Annotated in this window: 8 protein-coding genes and 1 pseudogene; 7 read left to right on the forward strand and 2 right to left on the reverse strand. The window is 34.8% G+C overall.

Annotation, left to right across the window (positions count from 1 at the left end):
* Nucleotides 1-61: 61 nt before the first annotated feature.
* The gene (locus F0000_RS06955) at nt 62-3,427 is read left to right on the forward strand and encodes a VCBS repeat-containing protein (protein WP_255452657.1); all 3,366 of its coding nucleotides are present in this window, start codon (nt 62-64) and stop codon (nt 3,425-3,427) included.
* A 5-nt stretch (nt 3,428-3,432) separates the two neighbouring features.
* Here F0000_RS06955 and F0000_RS06960 read toward each other — a convergent pair whose 3' ends face one another.
* Nucleotides 3,433-6,540 carry a chondroitinase family polysaccharide lyase gene (locus F0000_RS06960; protein ID WP_149623993.1) on the reverse strand — a complete coding sequence of 1,036 codons (3,108 nt, stop codon included), beginning with the start codon at nt 6,538-6,540 and terminating at the stop codon, nt 3,433-3,435.
* Nucleotides 6,541-7,208: 668 nt separating this feature from the next.
* Here F0000_RS06960 and F0000_RS06965 point away from each other — a divergent pair.
* The 4 genes and pseudogenes from F0000_RS06965 to F0000_RS06980 all read left to right on the forward strand — a co-directional run bounded on the left by F0000_RS06965 (nt 7,209) and on the right by F0000_RS06980 (nt 12,340).
* Nucleotides 7,209-8,465, forward strand: coding sequence for a glycosyl hydrolase (locus tag F0000_RS06965; RefSeq protein ID WP_149623994.1), 1,257 nt, complete (start codon nt 7,209-7,211; stop codon nt 8,463-8,465).
* A gap of 559 nt (nt 8,466-9,024) precedes the next feature.
* Nucleotides 9,025-9,114: pseudogene (locus F0000_RS28565) on the forward strand (IS3 family transposase); the annotation flags it as partial.
* A 306-nt stretch (nt 9,115-9,420) separates the two neighbouring features.
* Nucleotides 9,421-11,211: a CotH kinase family protein gene (locus F0000_RS06975; protein ID WP_188112036.1), complete on the forward strand. Its 1,791-nt coding sequence runs from the start codon at nt 9,421-9,423 to the stop codon at nt 11,209-11,211.
* Nucleotides 11,212-11,494: 283 nt separating this feature from the next.
* Nucleotides 11,495-12,340, forward strand: coding sequence for a class I SAM-dependent methyltransferase (locus F0000_RS06980; protein ID WP_188112037.1), 846 nt, complete (start codon nt 11,495-11,497; stop codon nt 12,338-12,340).
* A gap of 89 nt (nt 12,341-12,429) precedes the next feature.
* Here the strand turns inward: F0000_RS06980 and F0000_RS06985 are convergent, their stop codons facing one another.
* Nucleotides 12,430-13,212, reverse strand: coding sequence for a hypothetical protein (locus tag F0000_RS06985; protein WP_149623997.1), 783 nt, complete (start codon nt 13,210-13,212; stop codon nt 12,430-12,432).
* 370 nt (nt 13,213-13,582) lie between these two features.
* On the opposite strand from F0000_RS06985, the gene F0000_RS06990 reads away from it, so the two are divergent.
* Both F0000_RS06990 and F0000_RS06995 read left to right on the forward strand, forming a co-directional pair.
* Nucleotides 13,583-20,233 (forward strand): polyketide synthase, encoded by a 6,651-nt coding sequence (locus tag F0000_RS06990; protein WP_188112038.1) that lies wholly within the window; start codon nt 13,583-13,585, stop codon nt 20,231-20,233.
* A 49-nt stretch (nt 20,234-20,282) separates the two neighbouring features.
* Complete coding sequence (locus F0000_RS06995) at nt 20,283-24,281, forward strand: non-ribosomal peptide synthetase (protein WP_149623998.1); 3,999 nt, start codon at nt 20,283-20,285, stop codon at nt 24,279-24,281.
* Nucleotides 24,282-24,674 lie beyond the last annotated feature (393 nt).

Consider the following 24,674-nt stretch of genomic DNA (forward strand, 5'->3'; position numbering starts at 1 on the left):
ATTGATTATTCAAAATAAATCAGCTTCCAAAAAGCAATCTATATTTGCTACAATCAATCCTATGATGCCATATACTATGATTGAAAAAGTATTAAAACCCTGCTTTGTAAAAAGTATCATGCTATGTATCATTACCTTTGGTAGTATAATAGCATGTCAAAAACCAGAAACGACAAAAAAAGATAAAATGTTATTCTCGAATATTAGCTCTGATAAATCTGGAATATATTTTAAAAACATCATAAAAAACAGTAAAGATTTTCATTACTACAAATACATCTATTCTTATAATGGAAGTGGAGTAGCTGCTGCTGATTTTAATAATGACGGATTTATAGATCTTTTTTTTACTGCAAACACATCTGATCATAAATTATACATCAATAAAGGAAGTTTTGAGTTTGAAGATATAACTGCTGCATCAGGAATTAAAAAACTACCGGGATTTGCTACAGGAGTACTTACTCTCGACATAAATCAGGATGGTTATCTAGATATCTATATATGTAGAGCAGGCTGGTATGATCAGAAAGATACCTTCTCCAATTTACTTTATATTAACAATGGAGATCTGACTTTTACTGAAAAAGCAGAAGATTATGGATTAGCTGATATTGGCAGATCATTTATGGCGACTACTCTCGACTATGACAAAGATGGGGATTTAGATTTATATATTGTAAATGCCCCATTGGTCACCAAAGACTATCGCAAACTATTTGACCTGAAAGAAGTACAAAAAAATCCGAATACCCTTGCGCTGGGAGGAAGTGACAAATTATTGAGAAATGACGGTCAGGGAAACTATAAAGATGTATCCGCAGAAGCAGGAATATATATAGAAAGAGCCTTTGGGCTTCATGCGCAGGTAGCTGATCTAAACCATGATAATTGGCTCGATATCTATGTGAGTAATGATTTTGAAATGCCCGATTTTGCATACATTAATAACAGAGATGGAACCTTTACGGATCAAAGTCAAAAAATGTTTAAACACGTATCATTCTATAGCATGGGTGCCGATGTTGGGGATATAAATAATGATGGATTGCAGGATATCGTCGTATTAGATATGAACCCAGAAGATTATGTCCGTTCTAAAACTACTATGGCAATGACCTCTATGGATAAGTTTCAGGTAATGATCAATAACGATTATCAGTATCAGTATATGCATAATATGTTACAAATTAATACAGCTAATGACACATTTAGTGAAATTGCTCAAATGGCAGGTATTGCCAACACTGATTGGAGTTGGACTCCCCTACTCGCAGATTATGACCTTGATGGTTTTACTGACCTTTTTGTAACCAATGGTATTTATAGAGATGTAATTGATCAGGATATTAATAAGAAAATTATTCAAAAAATCAGACAGAAAGGTAAAAGACCAACTGATATAGAATATGCAACGTATGCAAATAGTTTACCTCAGAATAAAATTCATAATTACATATTTAAAAATCTGGGGGATTTAACCTTTAAAAATGTGAGTTCTCAGTGGGCTGATATGTCACCTACTTTCTCCAATGGAGCTGTATATGCTGATTTGGACAATGATGGAGATCTGGATGTTGCCATTAATAATATCAATGATACAGCTACACTTTTAAAAAATAATGCAATAGAACAATCACAAAACAACTATCTTAATTTTACGTGTAAAGGACCAAAAAATAATCAATTCGGAATAGGAACTTCTATAAAAATATGGCTACCAGACAATACAATACTATATAAGCAGTTACTCAATGCCAGGGGATATTTATCCTCAGGATCAAACAGGCTATATTTTGGGATTGGCAAACACAAAACAGTAAAAAAAATAGTAATAACCTGGTCTGATGGTGCGACTCAGGAATTAGAAAATATTGAGGCAAATCAGTTGGTCACACTCAGCTATCAAAACACACAATTAGCCACTCCAGATACAAAGGTCAAAACCCAGGAAAAGCTTTTTGAAAAAGAACCATCCTTTCTAAAACACAAAGACTCTGTTTTTAATGACTATGATCTGCAACTATTACTACCGCATAAATTATCACAATTAGGTCCGGCATTTGCTATAGCAGATATTAATAATGATGGATTGGATGATATATTTCTGGGAGGAGGATTTGATCAATCCGGGCAACTTTTAAAAGGAACTTCTTCTGGTACTTTTGAAATGATTAAGGTTCCAGAACTAGAAATTCATAAAAAACATGAAGATATAAGTGCAGTATTTTTTGATGCTGACAATGATAAAGACCTGGATCTCTATGTTGTGAGCGGTAGTTATGAGTTCAATACAAACTCACCCTTGCTACAAGACCGACTTTATATCAATACTGGTAAAGAAAATTTTAACTATTGTAATGATTGCTTACCAGAAATGAAGGTAGCAGGATCTGTAGTAGTACCCTTAGATTTCGATCAAGATGGAGACCTGGATCTATTTGTAGGTGGCAGACTTATTCCAGGTAAGTACCCCTATGCTCCTATAAGCACCCTACTGGAAAACAGAAATAAAAATTTTGTAGACGTTACCTTAAAAAAAGCACCTCAATTACGCAAAACAGGAATGGTTACTGATGCAAAATCTATAGACATTGATGATGATGGAGATTTAGATCTTATAGTTACGGGAGAGTGGATGGGAATTAACGTCTTTGAAAATAGTATGGGACATTTCAGTCTTTCAGAAAAATATCCCGATTTATCAAATACAAAAGGCTGGTGGAATAAAATTTTAATCAAGGATATTGACGGCGATAATGATCTTGATATTATTGCAGGTAATTTAGGATTGAATTACAAATATCAAGCTACACAAAAAAAACCTTTTCATATATATACTGATGATTTTGATGATAATAATACTGAAGATATTGTTCTCGCTAAATATTATAAAAATAAGCAAGTCCCCGTAAGAGGTAAAAACTGTACCGCACAACAAATACCCTATTTAAATGATAAAATCAAGAATCACCACGAATTTGCAAATCAGGATTTAGAAGGAATCATAGGCAAAAGCATTAAGGTTGCTTTACACTATGAGGCAAACGAGTTCAGATCTGGTATTTTTTATCAAGATCATGGCAACTTTTCATTTAAGCCTTTTCCTAACGAGGTTCAGATTGCACCAGTGAATAGTATCTTATATCAGGATATAGATCAGGATGGTATTAAAGATTTACTACTGGCAGGAAATAATTATCAGTCTGAGATAGAAACTACTCGTGCAGATGCTGGAATAGGATCTTTTCTAAAAGGTATGTCTGATCATACTTTTTCCTGGATACCCAATACAACGACTGGATTCTATGCCGACAGAGATGTACGAAATCTTGGCTTTTTAAAAACAATACAGGGCGATAAAATTCTGGTAATTAATAATAATGAAATGCATGATTTGTATAACATTATTAATTCTAAAAAATAATCAATTCATTCATCAGCTATTAATTCGACTTCTGAGGTCAACCCATGCTGGCATCTAAATTCTAAAACCGTAATATTATTGGCTTTTTGAACAATTTTTGAAATACCTTTTACAGTATTTTTAATTTTCCAATTACCCTTTACAAAAACTTTTATGGTAGAGGCGATACTTTCATTATTATACCAATAGTGAGAATACGGAGGAACTTCTGCCCTATTGAGTGCCAGATCTACATCCGCACTAAAACCTTCATAAAAACGAAGATCAGGATCACTAATAGCAACCTTAAGATTATTTTTATCTGATTCTTTTATCGTAATGATTGCCGGATGTGTACTCCCTTTTAAATATTGATGATTAAGCTCATAATCTTTTTGAAAAAGCACATATGCAGCTGTTTTTTTATCGTTATGATATATAATGTGAGCCTTTTGATCAGCTCTCACTACTACATATGGTTGATCATCAGATGACATTTTTTTAGAGAAAGAAAACATCTCTTCCGGAGTAGTATCAATTTTTATTGCATATTCATACCTGGCATTGTCAGGGCTTTTCCCGTGAGTTATATAACCAAGTTCAAACGCACCTCTGGTATCTATTTTATCCTCAGCATCTCGGGATTCCTGCCACCCATCACTAATATAAAAATGCTGCCCATCTGCAAGATAATATCCAGTTTTAAAACCATCAAACAACCAGGTACCATCGGCAGATGTTATTTTTTCATTTTTTTTAGTAATATCAGATTCTTTACTATTCCCGATAACCAGACTATTGGTAGTATGCAATTTTGAATTTTGAAACAATGTGGTTTCTGTGGTGTAGCTCTCTAAATCATTTTGAATACCTGTTCCCAAACAGATAATTAAATCATCAAAGAAAAACCAGGACTTGGTAGCATAAAAAGAATCCAGATCATATTTATCATGCCCATGAATGGTTGTTGTAAATATGCCATCGCCAGTATCCATATCTAATCCTCCCACAAAAGCCTGATCAGATCTTAGGTGTTCATCTTCATCATCATTATTTTTAATGGGTAAAGTTTTAATCCGCTGCAAAGGAGCTTTAAAAGCTGTAGTTCCCGGAAAACGACACCAATCCCAGCCATCCAAATCCCAGCCGTTATTTACATAGGGATGCCCTTTTTTATCCGCATGAATGATTTCGAGCATTCCCCAATTCAAAAATTGATTGGTCGTTACAAATCCCCTTTTCCAATGCCAGCTTTCGGATTGGTAAATGTACTTGCTAAAAGACCCTACAACCGCCATCCAGTCATTTCTGCGATGCACTCCTTTGGCATAGTAACTCAAGGTATGATGACCCGTTGGAGAAGCTTCTGGTGCAATACCTTTACTCTTAAAAAAAAGTGCTTCTTCTGATAACTCTTCTCCTTCGATTATTCTCAAATAAGCGCTAGCAATATCTGTATCGATAGTTTCCTTATCATCTGGTGTGCCTGCAAAGGCTAAATGTACCAGTTCATCAATACTCACCTGATCTCGCGGCCTGATTAGATTATGAGCAAAAGCCCAGGGGAAATATTTTTTACTCCTATAAAATCTTCTGATTAGCATATTGTCTTTCATTCGCTGGTGAGCATCTGTATAGATTCTAAAATCTGTATGGCTCAAAAAACGAATCATTTTAGAAACTTCCCGCATTGTATATTGCCCATATCGTATTAAGTAGGCATTCGCATGATGAAAATGCGAACCATCTGGTTTAAAAGTATCTGAAATTCCCGGAGCATAATTGTACATAATATTACTGTAATATGACGTAAAATGTTGCATATCCCTCACTTTTTCCGGAGTCTCGTCCATAAGTAATACGCAAAGAAGCATTCCTACAGAATTTGTGTATAAGTCATCTGAGCTAGTTCCTCTCCCGCCATGAACTCCTCTTACCGTGTTTTCATCATATATTTTATTAAAATCGTATTTCCGTCTAATAAATGTAATTGCTTTTTCCAGTAAACCTTTTTCTTTTAATACATCTCTGGCAAGGTAACATCCATCGGCAAACCCTCTGCCATGGTACCAGTTTAGGTTAACATCTGTGTTTATCCCATGTTCAATACAATCAATAAGATACCGACTGATTACTAATTTCTGACCTTCATCTTGTACTTGATTATATAAGATTCCAAGATTTTTTATAAACAAACAGAGCTTCTTACGGTCTTCTCCTTTTGTAGGATGTAATCCATTTATAAATCCTTCTCTTCTTTTTAAATTAAAATATTGGTGCACAGCGGATAACTCTTTTAGTTTTTCTCCAGAAAGCTTAGAAATACTGTGAAGCCCTTCATACTGAATATCTACTAACCTCTGATGAATGGTTTTAAAAGAATTTGTATGGCTTTTCTCTACTTTTTTTACTAAAGGAAACCAGGGTTTGTTTAAATAGTTATAGTTTTTAATGCGATTTCCGGCAGGTCCTCGTCTTTGTGGGTGATAAGAAATACTCGGTATAACCGGATCAGGCTTTACAGCCCTGGGATTTAGCTGTTTTGAAAAGATAAGATGATCCAAATATATTGTTCCTGAGGTATTCGATAGATTTTTAATCCTCAAAATATTCATATCCATCTTGGGAGTACCTCTTAGATGACCTCTGTCATATGCAGTACTAACTCTCCGCCAGCCATCAAAACCTAATTGTAAATCAATAGAACAATCTTCTTCTGCATCTCTTCCGAAAACGAATTTCAAAATTGTGTTTTGCCTTTTTTCAGAAAAAACAGGAAAATCAAACCCAATAGGTTTGCTAAGATGCGGATATGATGTATCTAATATTTTTTTAATGGTATCTATCTTCTGCGGTCGATAACCAATCTCAGCTTTTATTTGTAATTCATCTCCGGGAACAAAATCCCATCGCAGACTGTTCGATCCATCGGCATAGTGCAAAGAGGAAAGCGAGATTTTTCCTTTAGAAGCTTTTATGTTGTCTGAAATTCCATTTTCAAAACTCAATATAGTACCTTCTACAGAAGATTTCTCCTGTTGACCATATATAAATCCAAAGAAAAAAAATATGGTAGTCTTAAATATTTTTACCGAATACCCGTATATAGGTCGATTGTTTCTTCTATGACTCATTCGTTAGGTTTTAAGTTATACTCAAGCTAAGATAAATTATCAGACACCATCAATCTAATAGCTATAGTGTGCAAAAGCTATCAATTCTACCACTCAAATTAAAATAGTATCTATCAATTCATCCAACCCGGATAAAGGGAATGAATGTACTTAAAAAAATGATATGATTCTAGAATTTCAGAACTATCGATCAACTGAATAATTATAATGAACTACCTCGGGGCAAACCTACGAGGCATGTATTGAAAAAAAACATTTTGATTTCGAGGCAGGCCTCGTAGCATTTAAATCTCGATTATCGAGTAAACCAATCCAAGAATCCCGAAGCAAGTTCTCAAGCTATCCTGCTGGAAAATATTTAGATACACCAGATAAAGTTAAGAGGATTATTCCCTACTAAAAATAAATTCAAAATTCCCCATCAAAGTATCATAATTAAACAGCATAGTATTATTGACACCTTTCTTACTTTAATACCTTTACAACATCATATTTCCATTTTTTACTATCAAAATAGTGGAATATTGCTGGCATAACTTTCAACTAATTGCCTATAACCATATAACAACTTAATAATCAAAAACCTACAAACACCTTAATCCACGTCACGATAATAAAAACCTAAACTATCACAATAACAGTATCCTAAAACAACTTAAAACTAACGTATGAAGTACTTTACAATCCCTACAATCAGTATTCTCTTATTCTGCACCTTTTTTTATACAGAAAGCATAGCACAGACAAAATGGAAATCTTTAAATCATCTGTATAGTATTAAAGGAAAGAGAACTGTAACTGGTCATCACAACAGAGAACCTAACTGGGATCCATCAAAACAAACCCGCAGAATCAATGAAGTAACTGGTGAATATCCTGGATTATGGGGAGGTGATTTCTTATTTAGTTCAGAAGATATTCAATATCGCTGGAAAATGACTGAACAGGCTATTATAGAATGGAACAACGGAGCTATTGTGAGTTTAATGTGGCACGCTTGTAATCCTGCAAAATCCCAACCCTGTGGTTTTGATGGTAATGGAGTAAGAAGCAAATTATCATCCTGGGAATGGGAGCAGTTATTAAGAAATGGAACCCCTATTAATACCAAATGGAAAGAAATGATGGATGAAGTGGCTTTCTACCTTCAAAGATTAGAAGATAATGGTGTAGAAGTATTTTTCAGACCTTTACACGAGATCAATAATAACTTTTCATGGTGGGGTGGAGTGAAAAGGAATAACAGATCTAAACGTTTATATCGACTTACTCAAAACTATTTTAAAAATGTTAAAGGTCTAAGCAACCTTATTTTTGTCTTTGATGTAGACGATTCTAATTATGACTGGTGGAGCTACAACCCTGGCGGAAGGTACTGGGATGTATTTGCAGTCGATATGTATAATAAGGGCTATACCACCAGAACCTATAATAAAGCCAAAAATTTCGCTGGAAGCAAACCTATGGGTATAGGCGAATTTGAGTTTATTCCTTCTCCTCAAGTTATAGCAAGTCAACCTAATTGGACTTTCTTTATGGGATGGGCAGAACTTGTTTTCGAAAGAAATAGTACCCGACAAATTCAAGACACTTATTTTTCATATCGAACAACAACATTACGCGATATGCCCGGATGGAGAAATTCAAGAAAGGAATCGCTATATCAAGAAAAAAACACATTGCTAAACAATCAATTATCAGTAGTCCCAAATCCATCAGTTGATGGCTTTTTTTCTATTAAATTTCCAAAAAAAGGGAACTATGAATTACTAATAAGCGACATGCTTGGCAAAGTAATTAAAACAGTAGATATAACTCAGGGCACTGAACCTATCGAGATCGAACTTAACAAAAAACCAGGAATCTATACCTTGACCGCAATGGGGTTTTCACAAATGTATACTAAAAAGCTAGTCATAAAATAAATTATAATAACAAGGAATAATCTCGTTTGTTGTCAATTATACAGATGTATGATACACTTTTAATGAGTGAGGTATTCAGAATCTCTCAGTTCTTATAAACCTTACCTTAATCTCGAAAGAATTTAGTTTCTGAAACAAAATTGATTTTTGATCAAAAAAATGTATCATACATCTGCATTACTATTCTGAATTTAGCGCTTGTCTAAAAGTCGTACTTCCTGAAAACAGAAATTTTAAAAGCCGTGAGGTCGCTTCAAACAATTCAAATATCTCGATATCCTTTTTATTTAATAGTGTACTCATACGATTTATGATTAAAAAATTCGTATAAATTCATTGAATTATTTTTTCTTTATTCAAGGCAAAAAAATCAAGCATAGCTATAGCTACGGTTTATTTTTTAAACGAAGTAGAAAGGAAAAAGAAACGATGAATATGCGAAATTTTTAGTTATAAATCGTATCAGAACCTCAAACTATAGACTTTTAATGTATACTCTTTTTAAACCATATTACAAACTATAAAACAATAAAAAAGAGTTCGTTATTATCATAATTTAAAAACAATACAAGAAGCTAAAACAGCTGTGTTCGATTATATAGAGGTGTGGTATAATAGAAAAAGATCACCCTCTTCATTTAAGATATAAAATTCCTAATAGAAGTCGAATCACAATTTTATGAATTTAAAAATATAGTATAGGTCTTAGAAAAATTGTCAGAATTTCTCTTGCAAATTCACTATTTTAATGGGTTTTCCCGAACACTTGTCTAAAATGAGATAGATGAGTTTACAGATAAAAGTCTGTAAAAACAACCTCTTGATCTCAATTTATTACTATTTAGCAGAATGCACAACTTTTCTGCATACATCACGGGTTAATATTATTTAAATTTAAAGGTAGGGTGTTTTAAAAGTAATGCGTTTATACTATATAATCACACACAAAAAAATGATGACAAGTAGAATTATATTACTAGCATTTTCTTTTATTACTTACATTTCGGGTTTTTCTCAAACGAAGGGAGATAAATTATTTGACTCCACTAAAATTCATGAATTAAGAATTACTTCAAAAACAGATCCAAATCTTTATCAAACATTACAAGATGATGTAGACACACCTGATGACCGACCTTATTATCAGGTTGATATGAAGTTTGATGGCGAGAAAATTGAATCTGTTGGTATACGGACTAAAGGAAGAAGCTCCGCTAGAAGAGAACAAGTACCCATGAAAATCGATATCAATGAATTTGTACCTGATCAGGAGTTTGATGGTATGAAAAAAATTAATCTCACTAATAGTTATGTTGATGAGTTCCGCCAAAAAGATAGGATATCCTATGAACTATTTAGACGTGCAGGAGTACCCGCTCCAAGAAGCTCTTATGTAGAGGTGTATGTTAATGATGAGTTTATCAATATTTATCTGTTAGTGCAGCAAATAGATAAAACATTTATAAAAGATCATTTTGCAGATGCAGGAAGTTTATCAAAATATACCTCTAAACATAAACGTGAATTAAAATACGGGCTTGATGTATTTGGCAATTTTGGAGATATGCATCTAGGCGATATAAACCCACAATTATTCCAGGAAGTTTATTTTCGAGATTTTCTAAAGTTTATTGTAATCAATGATGTGATAAAAGCGGTGGATAATTTTCCTCATACTAATTATTATACCTATTACAGTGAAAAGAGTAAATTATTTCACTTTTTACCTTGGGATTATAACTTTACTTTTAGAGGAGATGTTAATGCTGGTACAATTCAGCCACGATGGCAATTAGACATCATTTGGAACACCCCAGAATACAAAAAATTATATCTTGAGGTAGCTTGTGAACTTAGTCAATATCTTTTTGATACATCATTTATAGAAGAACTAATTAGTAATAATGAAGCTGTGATGGCTAGTAATTCTCAAGGAGTTACTGTAACATCGGCAGCAGAATTAAGAACATGGATTGATAAGAGAAGAGGTTGGTTACAAGATCAACTTACTATTGAAGGAGTAAGCTGTCGTGATTATTCGTATCCATTACAGCCTGGGGATCTTGTTATTAACGAATTTGTTGCTTCTAGTGATAACACAGGAGGAATACAAGAGCCTGACGGAGGGACTCCTGATTGGATAGAGTTATATAATAACACCAACCAGGACATTGTACTAGATCAGCATTTCTATCTTAGTGATGATATTGATTTTCCTAAAAAATGGAATTTTATTTCTGAAGTTACCATCCCTGCCAATGGATATTTGATTTTATGGGCAGATCGGGATATTCATCAGCAAGGTATTCATACGAACTTTCAAATTAAAAAGTCAAGAGGTAACCTTTTACTGGTATATGAGGATCTCACTATTATAGATCAAGTTAATTATGGGGCACAAGAACTCAATAAAGCTTATGCCCGAGTGCCTAATGGAACAGGAGATTTTATGATACAAGATCCGACTTTTAATACTAATAATGAACCAGTATTATCAATAGATGACCAGATCAAAGACAAAGTTACAATTGCTTTATATCCTAATCCTGTCAAAGAAACCTTAAAAATTTCTACTACAAGCAAGGTCAAGAGCCTAACACTTTATTCCTTAATGGGACAAGAGTTAGCACAACAAACAAAGGTTACCGAAGAAATGAATGTAGCTTCTATTCCCAAAGGAACGTACTTTATTGACGTACAAACAGTGGACGGAAATAGTGAAGTCGTAAAATTTATTAAAGAATAGTGTACATCGACTACAGGATGTTACTATAACAATTTTGAAGAAATAGAAATTCAAGATTTATTAGTTGTAAATCTTGGATTTTCTTTTGTTTTTAAAAATTATGATTAGATGGTAAATAGTACCTGGTCGGGAATACAGCAAAATCAAATTTGAATATTAATTTCTTTTGCAAAACCTATTATCACCTTTTTGTGTATATTAGTTTTTTAATGATATCCAATTTTTATAGTTTTTTCTAAAAGAAGGAAAGCTTGATGTTTAATTGTTTTCTAAATTATGTATGATGATACTCAAAATCAGAGCTGTTTTTGTTGAAATACTTGCCAGTACTTTAGGAAATTTATTAGTGCTATTACAACCCAAAAAAGCGAATCAGTTATCAGAAAACGGAGTCACTTTGGTGTTAAACAATTTAAGTTTAACAGAACGCTTAATGCGCAGAGCCATATTGAAGAAAGTCGAAAATAAACAAGATTATGAGACATTAGCAGCAATGCACCAAAACTATTGGACAAAACAAGGTGCCGATTTTTTTGAAGCGACCAACACTACTTTTGAGAAGAATTTCTTACCAGATTGTTCCTTTATTTTTGAGCTTCTCAAAGATGAATTATCAAATCAATCAGAAACATTTAATACACTGGTAGAAATTGGCACAGGGAATGGAAATGTTTTAGAATATCTGAGTTCAGAATTTCCTGATATCAATCATTTTGTAGGGATTGATCTCAGCCAAGTTCAAGTAAATATAAATATCGAAAAATTCAGCACAAATAAAAGACTTGAGTTTGTAGCCTCAGATGGTTTTGAATGGGTTAAAAAACATGGTAAAGAGAATACTATTTTTGTAACATCAAGAGGTGTACTAGAGTATTTTACAGAAGAACGGCTACAAACATTTCTAAAGAAAATAAACAGTTTGGGTAATACTATCTTTATTGCTATAGAACCTAATGGTACAGATCATAATTTTGACATAAACTCTGGGTCTCAACCTTATGGCCCTGAACGCTCATTTTCACATAACTACCCTAAACTCTTTAAAAATGCAGGCTTTAGTATATGGCATCTGTCTTATAAACCACTTCATGAATCCTCCAAACTCAGTTTTATTGGGGTAAAAAATTAGGATGTATTCATAAAAAAATCCTTCTCTGAAAAAGTCTCAACTCCAAAGTGCTTCTATAAAACACTGTAATCTCTCAGAGTCAAAAAAACTCAATCACTTTTCACTTCTTTTTTGATTGGATTCATAAAATACATAAAAGCTAACATCGTTAGAAAATAAATAGTAGCAAATGCTGAATAGGTTGGGATACCACCAACCGTTGGAGAAACAGGTAATAATATTATAGACATATTCAGCATATATTGTAATATCCATACGCAAATACCACTTTTGGTTTGTGCATAGATAATGGCACACATCCCTGCTGCACCCATCATATTTAAAAATAAAGGCCATGCGGGAAGGTCTTCAATAACACCTGTATTGATATACACAGATGGAATCCACCATAAAGCCCAAACAATACCAATAATTTGACTTGCATAAAATGGTTTCATCATTTTTGATAAGGTACGAACTGAATAACTCACCCATACAACTTCTCCCATAAATGCCCAGGTCAGTAAAAAAAAACTATTCCTTAAGGTTGGAACATTCAATTTTAAAAGTGCATAATAATCAATGTCATAATAAATAGATTTCAGAAACAAAGTAAAGGCAGCCAGCGTTAATGCAAATGACAAACTAAACAGATACCACATCGGATTAATTTTCCAGATTAACATCGGTCTAAATACATCCTTTATCCCCTCATTGCCTTTTGTAAATTTTACAATGCAAATTAATAAGAATAAAAGTGCATAAAAACGACCATGAGTATATACAAAACCAGTAATAATCCCTTTGCTATTGGCATACGTAATAATGGTGTTAATTAAAGGAGCAAGCACTAAAAATATCCAAATTTCATACTTCTTTATAAAATCTTTCATAGTTTTCTTTAATAATATTTGTTTTATAGAGTCCTTGGATTAAAAATCATAACCTTCTTACCAAATTGATTAATTTTTTAGAAAAAAGAGGATTTTAACACGCTTAATTACGTAATCTGGAAAAGTTTATTCATTTTTATAGTCTATGTAATCTTATACTCATAAAATATTATATCTCCCCAAAACCCTACTGAATCTAGCTATTAGCAGGTAAATCTAATCAATTAATCCACACTCAATTTGAGTGTAAATTTATAAGTATTATTATTAATTAGGCGCTTCTAAAATATTTTTTAAATTTGAAATGCTAAAAATTACTTATTTAATTGTTAATTTTAGTTAATTTTTACAAGGGAAATATAAACAAAAGATGAAACTTGCTACTACAATACAAGGCTCGGTACTTGAGTATCCGAAATCAACGCTTCATGAACTTATAGACAAACAATCTATGGCGAATCCTAACGCGATCGCCATAGAGTTTAATACTATAAAAATTCAGTATAGCGAGCTTCAAAAAAGAATTCACCAAACAGCTCATTATTTGTGGGATCAAGGGGTTCGACCCGGTCAAATTGTTGCACTTTCTCTGGATAGATCCCCCGAATTGATAGTCTCTATGTTTGCTATTCTGCAATGCGGTGCCGCCTATGTCCCTATCGATGTGCATTATCCCAAAAAGAGATTAGAGACTATCATTACAGATTCCAAAGCAAGTTATGTACTATGTGAATCTTCAAAAAACTATCTTCCGGATACATCAAAAAATATATTTGTTGAAGATATTTTACAAAAGCGAGGTAGTTTCCCTGCAAAATCACTCTACCTAAAAATAGATCCTCAATCCGTAGCGTATATCATCTATACTTCTGGATCTACAGGTAAACCCAAAGGAGTTCAGGTATCTCACCAAAACACGATCAATCTTATTTATTCTATGGGAATAGAACCAGGGATCAATAGTCACGATACGATTTTTGCTGTTACTACCATTTCTTTTGATGCTATGGTGATGGAAACATTTCTTCCTCTGATCCACGGTGCATCTATATCTATTGTAGATGAAGAAACGAGACTTGATGGGCAACTATTACTAGAAAAAGCATCCAAGAACAACATCACTATGATGTGGGGTACTCCGAGCATATGGCAGATACTTCTAGATTCGGGCTGGAAAAAACCGCTTAATATTAAAGCATTAATCGGAGGAGAACCTGTACCTCTAAATTTGGCTCATAAACTTCTGGATCTCTGTAGCGAATTGTGGAATATTTATGGCCCAACAGAAACTACAGTATGTGCTTTTCTAACACAAATCACTAAGAATGATGATCCAATTACTATAGGCAGACCTGTTGCCAATACATATGCGTATTTATTAGATAAAAAAGGCACCCCTGTAGTACCTGGAGAAGTAGGAGAAATAGCTATAGGTGGAGATGGAGTATCACTAGGATATTTAAACAGACCCGAATTAACCGATAAAAACTTTCTTGAAGATCCTTTTATTTCGAAAACAGGAAATAAAATATATCTATCTGGTGATTTAGGAAAATTGTTACCAAATGGTCAAGTACAATGTCTTGGACGAAGAGATCAGCAGGTCAAAGTGAGAGGTCACCGCATTGAATTAGGTGAGATTGAATCAGTTCTTGATACACTCCCTAGTATCGAAAAAAATGCAGTAATCGTTAGTAATTTGACAGGAGGAGAACCAAAACTGGTTGCCTATTTACAATCAGCAATATTAGAACAAGATACAAATACTGTTCGGAAACAGCTTGAAGAGATTTTACCGGATCATATGATTCCTTCGATTTTCATGTGGATTGATGAGTTTCCAATTACCATCAATGGTAAAATTGACAAGAAAAAACTACCAGCACCCGAATATGTAAGACCAGATTCAGCATCTCTTTTTAAAAAGCCACATACAAAACTAGAAAAAGATATTGCCTCCATATGGAGTAAATTTCTTCAAATACCAAACATTGGTATTGATGATAACTTTTTTGAGTTAGGAGGAACTTCTCTCCTAACGCAAAAAGTAGCTACCTCGATGAGACAACTTTTGAAACTGAAAATTCCGGTGACTAAAATCTATCAGTATCCTACAATAAGTTTAGTAGCCAAGTACCTTGAAAAAGATTCAGAACCAGATTCTTTAATAGAGTATTCAACACAAACAAAAAACAAAACCACTACGAGTGATGTCGCCATTATTGGAATGGCAGGCAGATTTCCTGGAGCCTCTTCTATTGAGGCATTGTGGGAAGTACTTAAGGAAGGGAAAGAAACCATTTCTTTTTTCACACCAGAAGAGCTTGATAAGACCATTCCCGGATCGCTACGTAACGATCCTCTATATATAAGAGCAAGAGGCATTGTGCCTTCTGCAAAAGAATTTGATGCTGCATTTTTTGGTATGAACCCAAAACTCGCAGAAGCTATGGATCCACAACAGCGATTATTTTTAGAAATTGCATGGGAGGTTCTTGAACAATCCGGACATCTCCCTAAACACTATAAAGGAAGTATCGGAGTGTATGCAGGAACTGGGACAAACACCTATTATAAAAACAATATACTACCCAATCAGAAAGTATTAAATCGTATAGGAACGCTTCAAGCCAATACAGTAAATGAAAAAGATTATATCTCTTCTCGAACTGCATATCACCTGAATCTTAAAGGACCAGCCGTCAGTGTTCAATCTGCCTGCTCCACTTCATTACTTGCTATTGCCGAAGCTGTTGAAGCCATTCGCAATAATCAATGTAGTATCGCCATCGCTGGGGGATCGAGTGTAACAGCACCGATATATAGTGGTCATCTGTATCAAGAAGGTTCTATGTTGAGTTCTGATGGACATTGCCGTTCTTTTGATGCGGATGCCAAAGGAACCGTATTTAGTGATGGTGCGGGAGTCGTTCTCTTAAAAAGTCTGGAGCGCGCAAAAAAAGATGGAGATTTTATTTATGGTGTCATAAAAGGAGTAGGGATTAACAATGACGGTGGCGGTAAAGGTAGTTTTACTGCTCCTAGTTCAGAAGGGCAGGCGGATGCTATTAGTAGAGCACTTCATGACAGTCAAATCTTACCTTCATCCATTAGTTATATCGAAGCACATGGTACGGCTACTCCGCTGGGTGATCCCATCGAAATGGAGGGCCTGCACAAGGCTTTTGGAAAACAAGATCAAAAATCCTATTGCGCTATAGGTTCTATAAAAAGTAATATGGGACACCTTACCGCAGCTGCAGGTGTTGCCGGTTTAATCAAAACTATATTGTCGATGCATCATCGGCAGATACCACCTTCTTTAGGGTTTTCAACACCTAATCCAGCTATAAATTTTGAAAACAGTCCTTTCTATGTAAATGCAAGCTTACGTGAATGGCAATCATCAGCTATCCGTCGTGCTGGCATAAGTTCATTTGGTGTTGGTGGTACCAATGTACACTTAATTGTAGAAGAATATACCACAGAGACTAAACCATCTGATTCAGGACGACCGATACAACTACTATCCTGGTCTGCAAAATCGGCTTCCAGTTTAGACACATATACAACAGAATTAACTAATTATTTACAAAAAAAAGCGCCACCTTCATTAGCCGATGTCGCTTATTCCTTAAATACAACCAGAGATAGTTTTAAGTATCGTCAATTCATACTAGGCGAAACTACTGCCAAAGCTGCTCAATATTTAATAAATAAGAAAAAAAACAATGGCAACCATACCGTTTTAAAGATCGTTCCAAACGAACTTGCTTTTCTCTTTCCTGGTCAGGGAGCACAATACTTACAAATGGGGAAAGCATTGTATAATCACGAAAATGTCTTTAGAGAGGCTGTCGATCATTGTGCTGAAATTTTACAAGAAGAATTTCATTTTGATATCCGAACGATCTTATATCCTGAAAACAACACTCAAGAAGCAGAACATATTTTAAAAGAAACTCGATTTACACAGCCTGCCTTATTTGTAATAGAATATGCACTTTCTCAAGTATGGATGAATTGGGGAATTCGTCCTACACTACTTTGTGGGCATAGTATCGGAGAATTTGTTGCAGCTCATTTGGCGGGTGTATTTTCCTTAAAAGATGCACTACTTCTTATTGCTATTCGCGGTAAATTAGTGAATGAACTTCCAGAAGGTAGTATGCTGTCTGTAAGAATGACTTACGATAGTTTATCCGCAATGCTTCCAGAAACACTTTCTGTAGCCGCTATAAACTCAGATCAATTATGTGTAGTTTCTGGTGAAGAGAGCGCTATTAAATTGTTTTCTAAAACTTTAGAAAAGAACGAAATTCCCAATCGATTACTTTTAACGAGTCATGCTTTTCATTCTACTATGATGAACCCCGTTTTAAAGGGTTTCGAAGAGGAAGTCAAAAAAGTACGATTAAATGCACCTCATACTCCCATTATTTCTACAGTGACAGGCACCTGGCTTAGTGATGTAGAGGCTACCGACCCTCAATACTGGACAAATCATTTGCGAGCAACCGTTCGCTTTTCGGATGCTATGGAAACGGCACTTGGATTAGAAGACATACTATTGTTAGAGGTTGGTCCCGGTCGCGCATTAACAACCTTATCACAACAAAAAAAGAAAGCAAAATCAACTACCGCGATTGCCAGTTTAGTAGCACCCGCTGAAAACGAAAATTCTTACCATACCGTATTAAAGGCTTTGGGACAACTTTGGCTACAGGGCATAGAACCAGACTGGCAGGCATTTTATACAAAACAACCCAGACAAAGAGTGCTACTACCCTCTTATGCATTTGATCGCAAACCTTGTTGGGTAGATCCACCCATAAAAGAGCTAACCTCCGAAAAGAGAAATAAATTAATTGAATCCAGCAATAATACATCTATAGAATTTCCTATGACTACCGTTTCACAACCAAATAGAAAAGTAAAAATTCTGAAAAAAATTTCAGAAATAGTTTCGAATACTTCGGGAATGGAGATTGAAGCCTCTGAGTATGACCATAGTTTTCTGGAGCTTGGTCTCGATTCTCTTGTTCTGACACAAATGTCAATTATCTGTAAAAATGAATTCAAAACTCCTATTAGCTTTCGCCAGTTAAATGATGAATTTGGTACACCAAACCTTTTGGCAGACTATTTGGATACAACCTTACCTCCAGAACGCTTTGCTCCCGCACCTGTAACATCAACTGTCAATGCTTCTCAAGTAACACCAAGTATGTCATTTCCTGCTAATTCTATAAACACAGGTAATGCCTATACTAATAATACTTCTGCAATAGATTTGATCGCTCAACAACTTCAATTATTAGGAAAGCAACTGGAATTATTAAAAGGAAATAATCCAGCTCCCGCCGTTACGATCCAGGAACCACTTCCAGCTCCAGTAACTCCCATCATCAATTCATCATCAGAAGCACGTTCTGAAGATGAGATTAAGGAGCATAAAAAACCTTTTGGTGCTTCCCCAAAAATCGATCGACAAACATCCGAACTTAACGGTGAGCAACAAAATTTTTTAGAAAAACTAATTCTTAGTTACAATAAAAAAACGGGAGGTAGTAAAACATATACTCAAAAACATCGAACACATATGGCAGATCCAAGGGTGGTATCAGGCTTTAAGCCATTAACAAAAGAGCTGGTCTACCCTATTGTTATTGAAAAATCGTCAGGAAATCGTCTTTGGGATGTAGATGGCAATGAATATATTGACACCCTGAATGGCTTTGGTTCGTGTTTGTTTGGGCATCAACCTGATTTTATAAAAGAAGCCCTACATCAGCAAATAGAACTTGGCTTTGAAGTAGGACCTCAACATCCATTGGCAGGCGAAGTTTGTGAACTTCTTTGCGAATTTACAGGTCATGAGCGAGCAGCCCTTTGCAATACCGGTTCAGAAGCTGTTTTGGGAGCGATGCGCATTGCACGCACTGTTACCGGACGATCACTTATTATTGCATTTACAGGATCCTATCACGGAATTAATGATGAAGCCCTTGTGCGAGGATCTAAAAAGCTAAAAACCTTCCCGGCAGCAGCAGGGATTTTACCTAATTCGGTTCAGAATATTTTATTACTGGAGTACGGTACAGAAGAAAGTCTGGAAATTATTCGCAATCGTGCGAATGAAGTAGCTGCAGTTCTTGCAGAACCCGTACAAAGTCGCAGACCAGAATTTCAACCTGTAGATTTTCTTAGGGAGGTTCGTGAGATCACCAAAGCTTCAGAAACCTTACTTATCTTTGATGAGATCATTACCGGGTTCAGAATGCATCCCGGCGGCACACAAGCGTTGTTTGACATAAAAGCTGATATTGCTACCTATGGAAAAGTAATTGGCGGAGGAGTTTCTGTTGGTGCTATTTTGGGATATAAAAAATATATGGATGCACTTGATGGTGGATTTTGGGAATACGGAGATAACTCAATTCCAGAAGTAGGAGTAACCTACTTTGCCGGCACATTTGTTAGGCATCCGCTTGCGCTTGCTTCTACTAAAGCATCATTACTTTTTATGAAATCTCAGGGAGTTGCACTCCAGAACAAATTAACCTCTATGACCGAAAATCTAGCATCTGATCTTAATGAAGCGTTTGAAAAACAAGGTTTACCTATGAAAATAACATATTTTGGTTCGCTTTGGAGACTTAAATTTACTGAAGAAATCTCTTATTCGGAGTTGTTATTTACATTAATGAGAGAAAAGGGTATTCACATTTGGGACGGATTTCCATGCTTTCTCACAAATGCATATCTTGAAGAAGATATTCAACAGGTTAAAACAGTACTCCTTTCTAGTATTAATGAGTTAATCTCTGCTGGATTTTTGAACACTAAACTCAATAATTTTGATACAAAAACAAATGATATATCAATCAAGAATCCAGTTGATCAATTAAATACTCCTCCTGTTCAAGGTGCTAAGCTTGGAAGAGATGAGGATGGGAATCCAGCTTGGTTCGTAGCACATAAGCAAAAGAATGGTGAATACCATAAAATCGAATTGTAAAGTATTAAAAAACTAATAATAATGTTCTGAATACATAGCTTTATAGCCTATGAGTCAAATAATTACCAAAACACCTATTACTAGCACGTTCAATCCATTTTCTGGTCCGGAAATAGCTCGTATAATTCCTATCACCCAACCACAGTCTGAAATATGGATGGCCTGCGTGCTTGGTGGAGAAGATGCAAATAGAGCTTATAATGAATCTGTTTCATTGACACTTCAAGGAAACTTGAGTAAAACAGCTCTAGAAAGCGCTATACAAAAGCTCATTGGAAGGCATGAAGCTTTACAAGCTACTTTTAGCCCAAATGGGCATTTTATGATCATCTTTAAAAAACTTCCTATTGAGGTTTTTTATCAGGACATTTCGCAGCTTGACATAACTCATAAAAACAAAGAAGTACAAAACTATATATCCAGAGATGCCCATTATATTTTTGATCTGATTGACGGACCTTTATTTAAGGCTGGTTTATTAAAACTTTCTGAGCAAGAGCATCAATTGATACTCACTGCGCATCATATCATTTGTGATGGTTGGTCTATTGGGATCATGCTTGAAGAATTAGGAAGTTTCTATTCGGCAAATATTACGAATACACCACCTGATATTCCACAAGCTGAAACATTTAGTTCTTATGCAGATGGAGAACAAAAATTTATGGAAAGTCAGGAATATATAAAAACCCAAAAATATTGGCTTCAACAATACGAATCATCTGTTCCAATAGTTACCTTACCAACAGATTTTCCAAGACCACGATTAAGAACTTTTAATGGAGAACGCTTAGATTTTGAAATTGATAGTGATTTAGTAGCTAATTTAAAAAAAGTAGGAATTCGATCTGGTGCTAGTTTTGTCGTTACACTATTAGCAGCCTTTGAGGTTTTTCTATATCGTCAAACAGGTCAGGATGAATTGGTTTTAGGTCTTCCTGCAGCAGGTCAGTCTCAGAGTGGTAAGACTCAGTTAATAGGGCATTGTGTAAATTTACTTCCTTTGAGGAGTAAACTTGCACCGGATACACCATTCCTCGAGTATTTAAAAAATAGAAAAACTGCAATTTTTGATGCCTATGATCATCAACAATTTAGTTTTGGTCAACTACTCCAAAAACTTACAATTGCCAGAGATCCATCAAGAGTGCCATTGGTTCCTATTATGTTTAATATTGATATGGGAATGACCAGTGCAGTTGATTTTAAAGAACTGCATTATAAGTTAAAAAGTAATCCCAGAGCTTATGAAGCCTTTGAGCTATTTGTAAATGCTACAGGAACAGAAGGTGAACTCATATTAGAATGGTCGTATAATGTGGCCCTTTTTAAGCCGGAAACTATTGCACAGATGATGACTTCTTTTAAGGAAGTTCTGACTGATATTGTAGCTAATTCAGAAAGTACAATCGGTGATATTATAAAAGTAGATAATTCGGCTTATGCAGAACTGAATGCGACTTCAGCTTCTTACCACAAACTACCATTACACGAACTGCTGACAAATCAATCCCAAATCACAGCCCTGAAACAAGCTATCAAATTTGGTGATTCAGAGGTTTTATATAAAAATTTAGAAGAGCGCGCGAACCAATTAGCTCACTATTTGATAACACAGGGAGTAACGCAAGGTGATTATGTTGCTGTCTCTTTGCCAAGATCTATTGAGCTTGTAGTAGCCTTAATTGCTATCATGAAATGTGGTGCAGCCTATCTTCCGCTAGACCCTAACTTTCCTGTAACAAGGTTAGAATTTATGATGAAAGATGCTGAAGCCGATTATCTAATTACAACAAAAGAATTTTCGTCTTCATTTAAGACTAATGTAAATATACTAATAACAGACACTATATTTCCAAATTTATCCAAGTATCCATTATCTCCTCCAAACATATCTGTTGATATAAATGAACTTGCATATATCATGTATACGTCGGGCTCTACAGGCAAGCCAAAAGGAGTTATGGTCACTCATAAAAATCTGGTTAATTTTTTATCCAGTATGATGAATGAACCGGGTATAGAAGAAAACGACACCTTTTTATCAATTACAACGATATCATTTGATATTGCAGGACTCGAGTTGTTTCTTCCACTTCTAAAAGGTGCTACATTAGTCATAGCCAATGATGAAACCGCTAAAGATAGCCGACTTATGCTTGAGCTGTTAAAAGATGAACATATTACTATGTTGCAAGCTACACCAACGACCTGGCAAATGTTGTTAGATGCCGGGTGGACAGAAACATTACCTATAAAAGCTCTCTGCGGTGGGGAAGCACTACCGATAGGATTAGCAAAAAAGATATTAGATAGCGCATATGAATTATGGAATATGTATGGCCCCACAGAAACAACCATATGGTCTGCTGTCAAAAGAATTATGAAGGATGATGATATTATCACCATTGGCCATCCTATCTCAAATACTCAATTCTATATCTTAAATGAGTACAATTTGTTGGCTTCTCCGAATACAGTTGGAGAATTGTGTATTGCAGGAGATGGAGTTTCCAAAGGATATTGGAATCGTCAAGACTTAACATATGAAAAATTTATAAAGAACCCATTTGAAACGGAACATACCCCTATTTTATATCGTACCGGAGATCTGGGAAAATTGCTTCCGACAGGAGAAATACAATGTCTGGGGCGTCTGGATCATCAAATCAAAATTAGAGGACATCGTATTGAATTGGGCGAAATAGAACAAGCTGTAGATTCATTAGAACTTGTACACAGCTCTGTAGTTATTGTAAAAAATGACGTACTGATCGCCCATGTAGTTTCAACACAATCAAATAGTATTCCTGAAGCTACAATGAGTACGTGGAAAAGAAGTCTGTCTGAAATACTTCCTGCTCATATGGTTCCACAACAGTTTAATGTGTTAAGTAATTTCCCTACAACACTCAATGGAAAAATAGACCGTAATGCTTTACTAAATTTATCCTCAATCCAGACTAACCAATCAACTTTCACAAAGGCTCAAACCAAATCTGAACACATAATTGCATCCATTTGGGAAGAGTGTCTGGAGGTTGATAAAATTGATATTCATAGTGATTTTTTTGAATTAGGAGGTCATTCTCTAATCGCTGTAAAAGTAATGACACTAATAGAGAAACAAACAGGAAACAGGTTGCCGCTAGCTGCTTTGCTAGAACAGCCTACTATTCAAAAATTAGCATCGTATCTAGATAAAAAACAGATTTCCTGGGATTCATTAGTCCCGTTAAAACCAAAAGGAAATAAACCTCCTCTATTTATTGTACACGGCGCTAATTATAATGTTTTAATTTACAAAAATTTAGCTGACAACCTAGGTCCTAATCAACCTGTATATGCTTTACAAGCTAAAGGACTCAGTGGTAAGGCTAAACCTCATGACACTATTGAAGATATGGCTTCTCATTATATCTCAGAAATTATATCCGTAAATCCAGAAGGTCCTTATGCATTGGCAGGGTTTTCTTTTGGAGGTGTGATTGCTTACGAAATGGCAAAACAATTAAGAGCTCAAGGAAAAAAGGTGAAAACCCTAGCATTACTTGATAGCTATGTTTATCCTTCATATTATTATTCTAATCCGTTTGTAAAAAAAATAGTCTCTATGTTCTATAACATAGCCCAATTAATTTTTATGACGTTTAACATGTTTAGTAGCATAAAAAACTTTAAACGCAGATATTACCTGCTAACACTAAAAATTTCCGGATGGTATTTAAGGCTAAAATACGGACGTGAAAAGCAACAGCAAATGCAGTTTAATCGTACTACAAAAATTGATAAAATGCACCAATTGGCATTTGAGCGTTATCGCCTAATTCCACAAGACATAACAGTAGATCTTTTTAGAGCAACTAAAAATATTTTTTATGCACACGACTACAAATATTTAGGTTGGAGCAAGATTGCATTAAAAGGAATTCGTAAACATATGATCCCCGGAAATCATTCTGAAATGTTTCTGTCTCCTGTTGTCGAAGAGTTTGGCAGTAAGTTACAAGATGTTTTGGACAAGTCTGAACCAATAGACTCAGAATGATACCTGTTGTAGAAATGAGAATTATAGAAAAAGTAAACGTATCTATTTTGAGCTGCACAAAGATGAAAAACAACAAAGAATAGCTCAGAAACTCCCTTTTTAATTGACCTATAGATGACTTTTTATACGATTTACGGGTGAGAATTTCGTAAAAATAATGGCAAGGATTTTTCGCTAGATTGATGAATCAAATTAAAGAATAGCTATTGTTTCATTTTATGAAGAAAATATAGTAGAAAAAGAATGTCATACGATTTGTGATTAAAAAATTCGTATAAATTCATTGAATTATTTTTTCTTTATGCAAGGCAAAAAAATCAAGCATAGCTATAGCTACGGTTTATTTTTTAAACGAAGTAGAAAGGAAAAAGAAACGATGAATATGCGAAATTT

The organism is Aquimarina sp. RZ0 (assembly GCF_008370685.1).
Classification (GTDB): domain Bacteria; phylum Bacteroidota; class Bacteroidia; order Flavobacteriales; family Flavobacteriaceae; genus Aquimarina.

Excerpts from the sequence above, each read along its gene's own strand:
- F0000_RS06955 (WP_255452657.1), top strand. The coding sequence starts at position 62 with ATGATGCCATATACTATGATTGAAAAAGTATTAAAACCCTGCTTTGTA.
- F0000_RS06960 (WP_149623993.1), bottom strand. The coding sequence starts at position 6,540 with ATGAGTCATAGAAGAAACAATCGACCTATATACGGGTATTCGGTAAAA.
- F0000_RS06965 (WP_149623994.1), top strand. The coding sequence starts at position 7,209 with ATGAAGTACTTTACAATCCCTACAATCAGTATTCTCTTATTCTGCACC.
- F0000_RS06975 (WP_188112036.1), top strand. The coding sequence starts at position 9,421 with ATGACAAGTAGAATTATATTACTAGCATTTTCTTTTATTACTTACATT.
- F0000_RS06980 (WP_188112037.1), top strand. The coding sequence starts at position 11,495 with ATGATACTCAAAATCAGAGCTGTTTTTGTTGAAATACTTGCCAGTACT.
- F0000_RS06985 (WP_149623997.1), bottom strand. The coding sequence starts at position 13,212 with ATGAAAGATTTTATAAAGAAGTATGAAATTTGGATATTTTTAGTGCTT.
- F0000_RS06990 (WP_188112038.1), top strand. The coding sequence starts at position 13,583 with ATGAAACTTGCTACTACAATACAAGGCTCGGTACTTGAGTATCCGAAA.
- F0000_RS06995 (WP_149623998.1), top strand. The coding sequence starts at position 20,283 with ATGAGTCAAATAATTACCAAAACACCTATTACTAGCACGTTCAATCCA.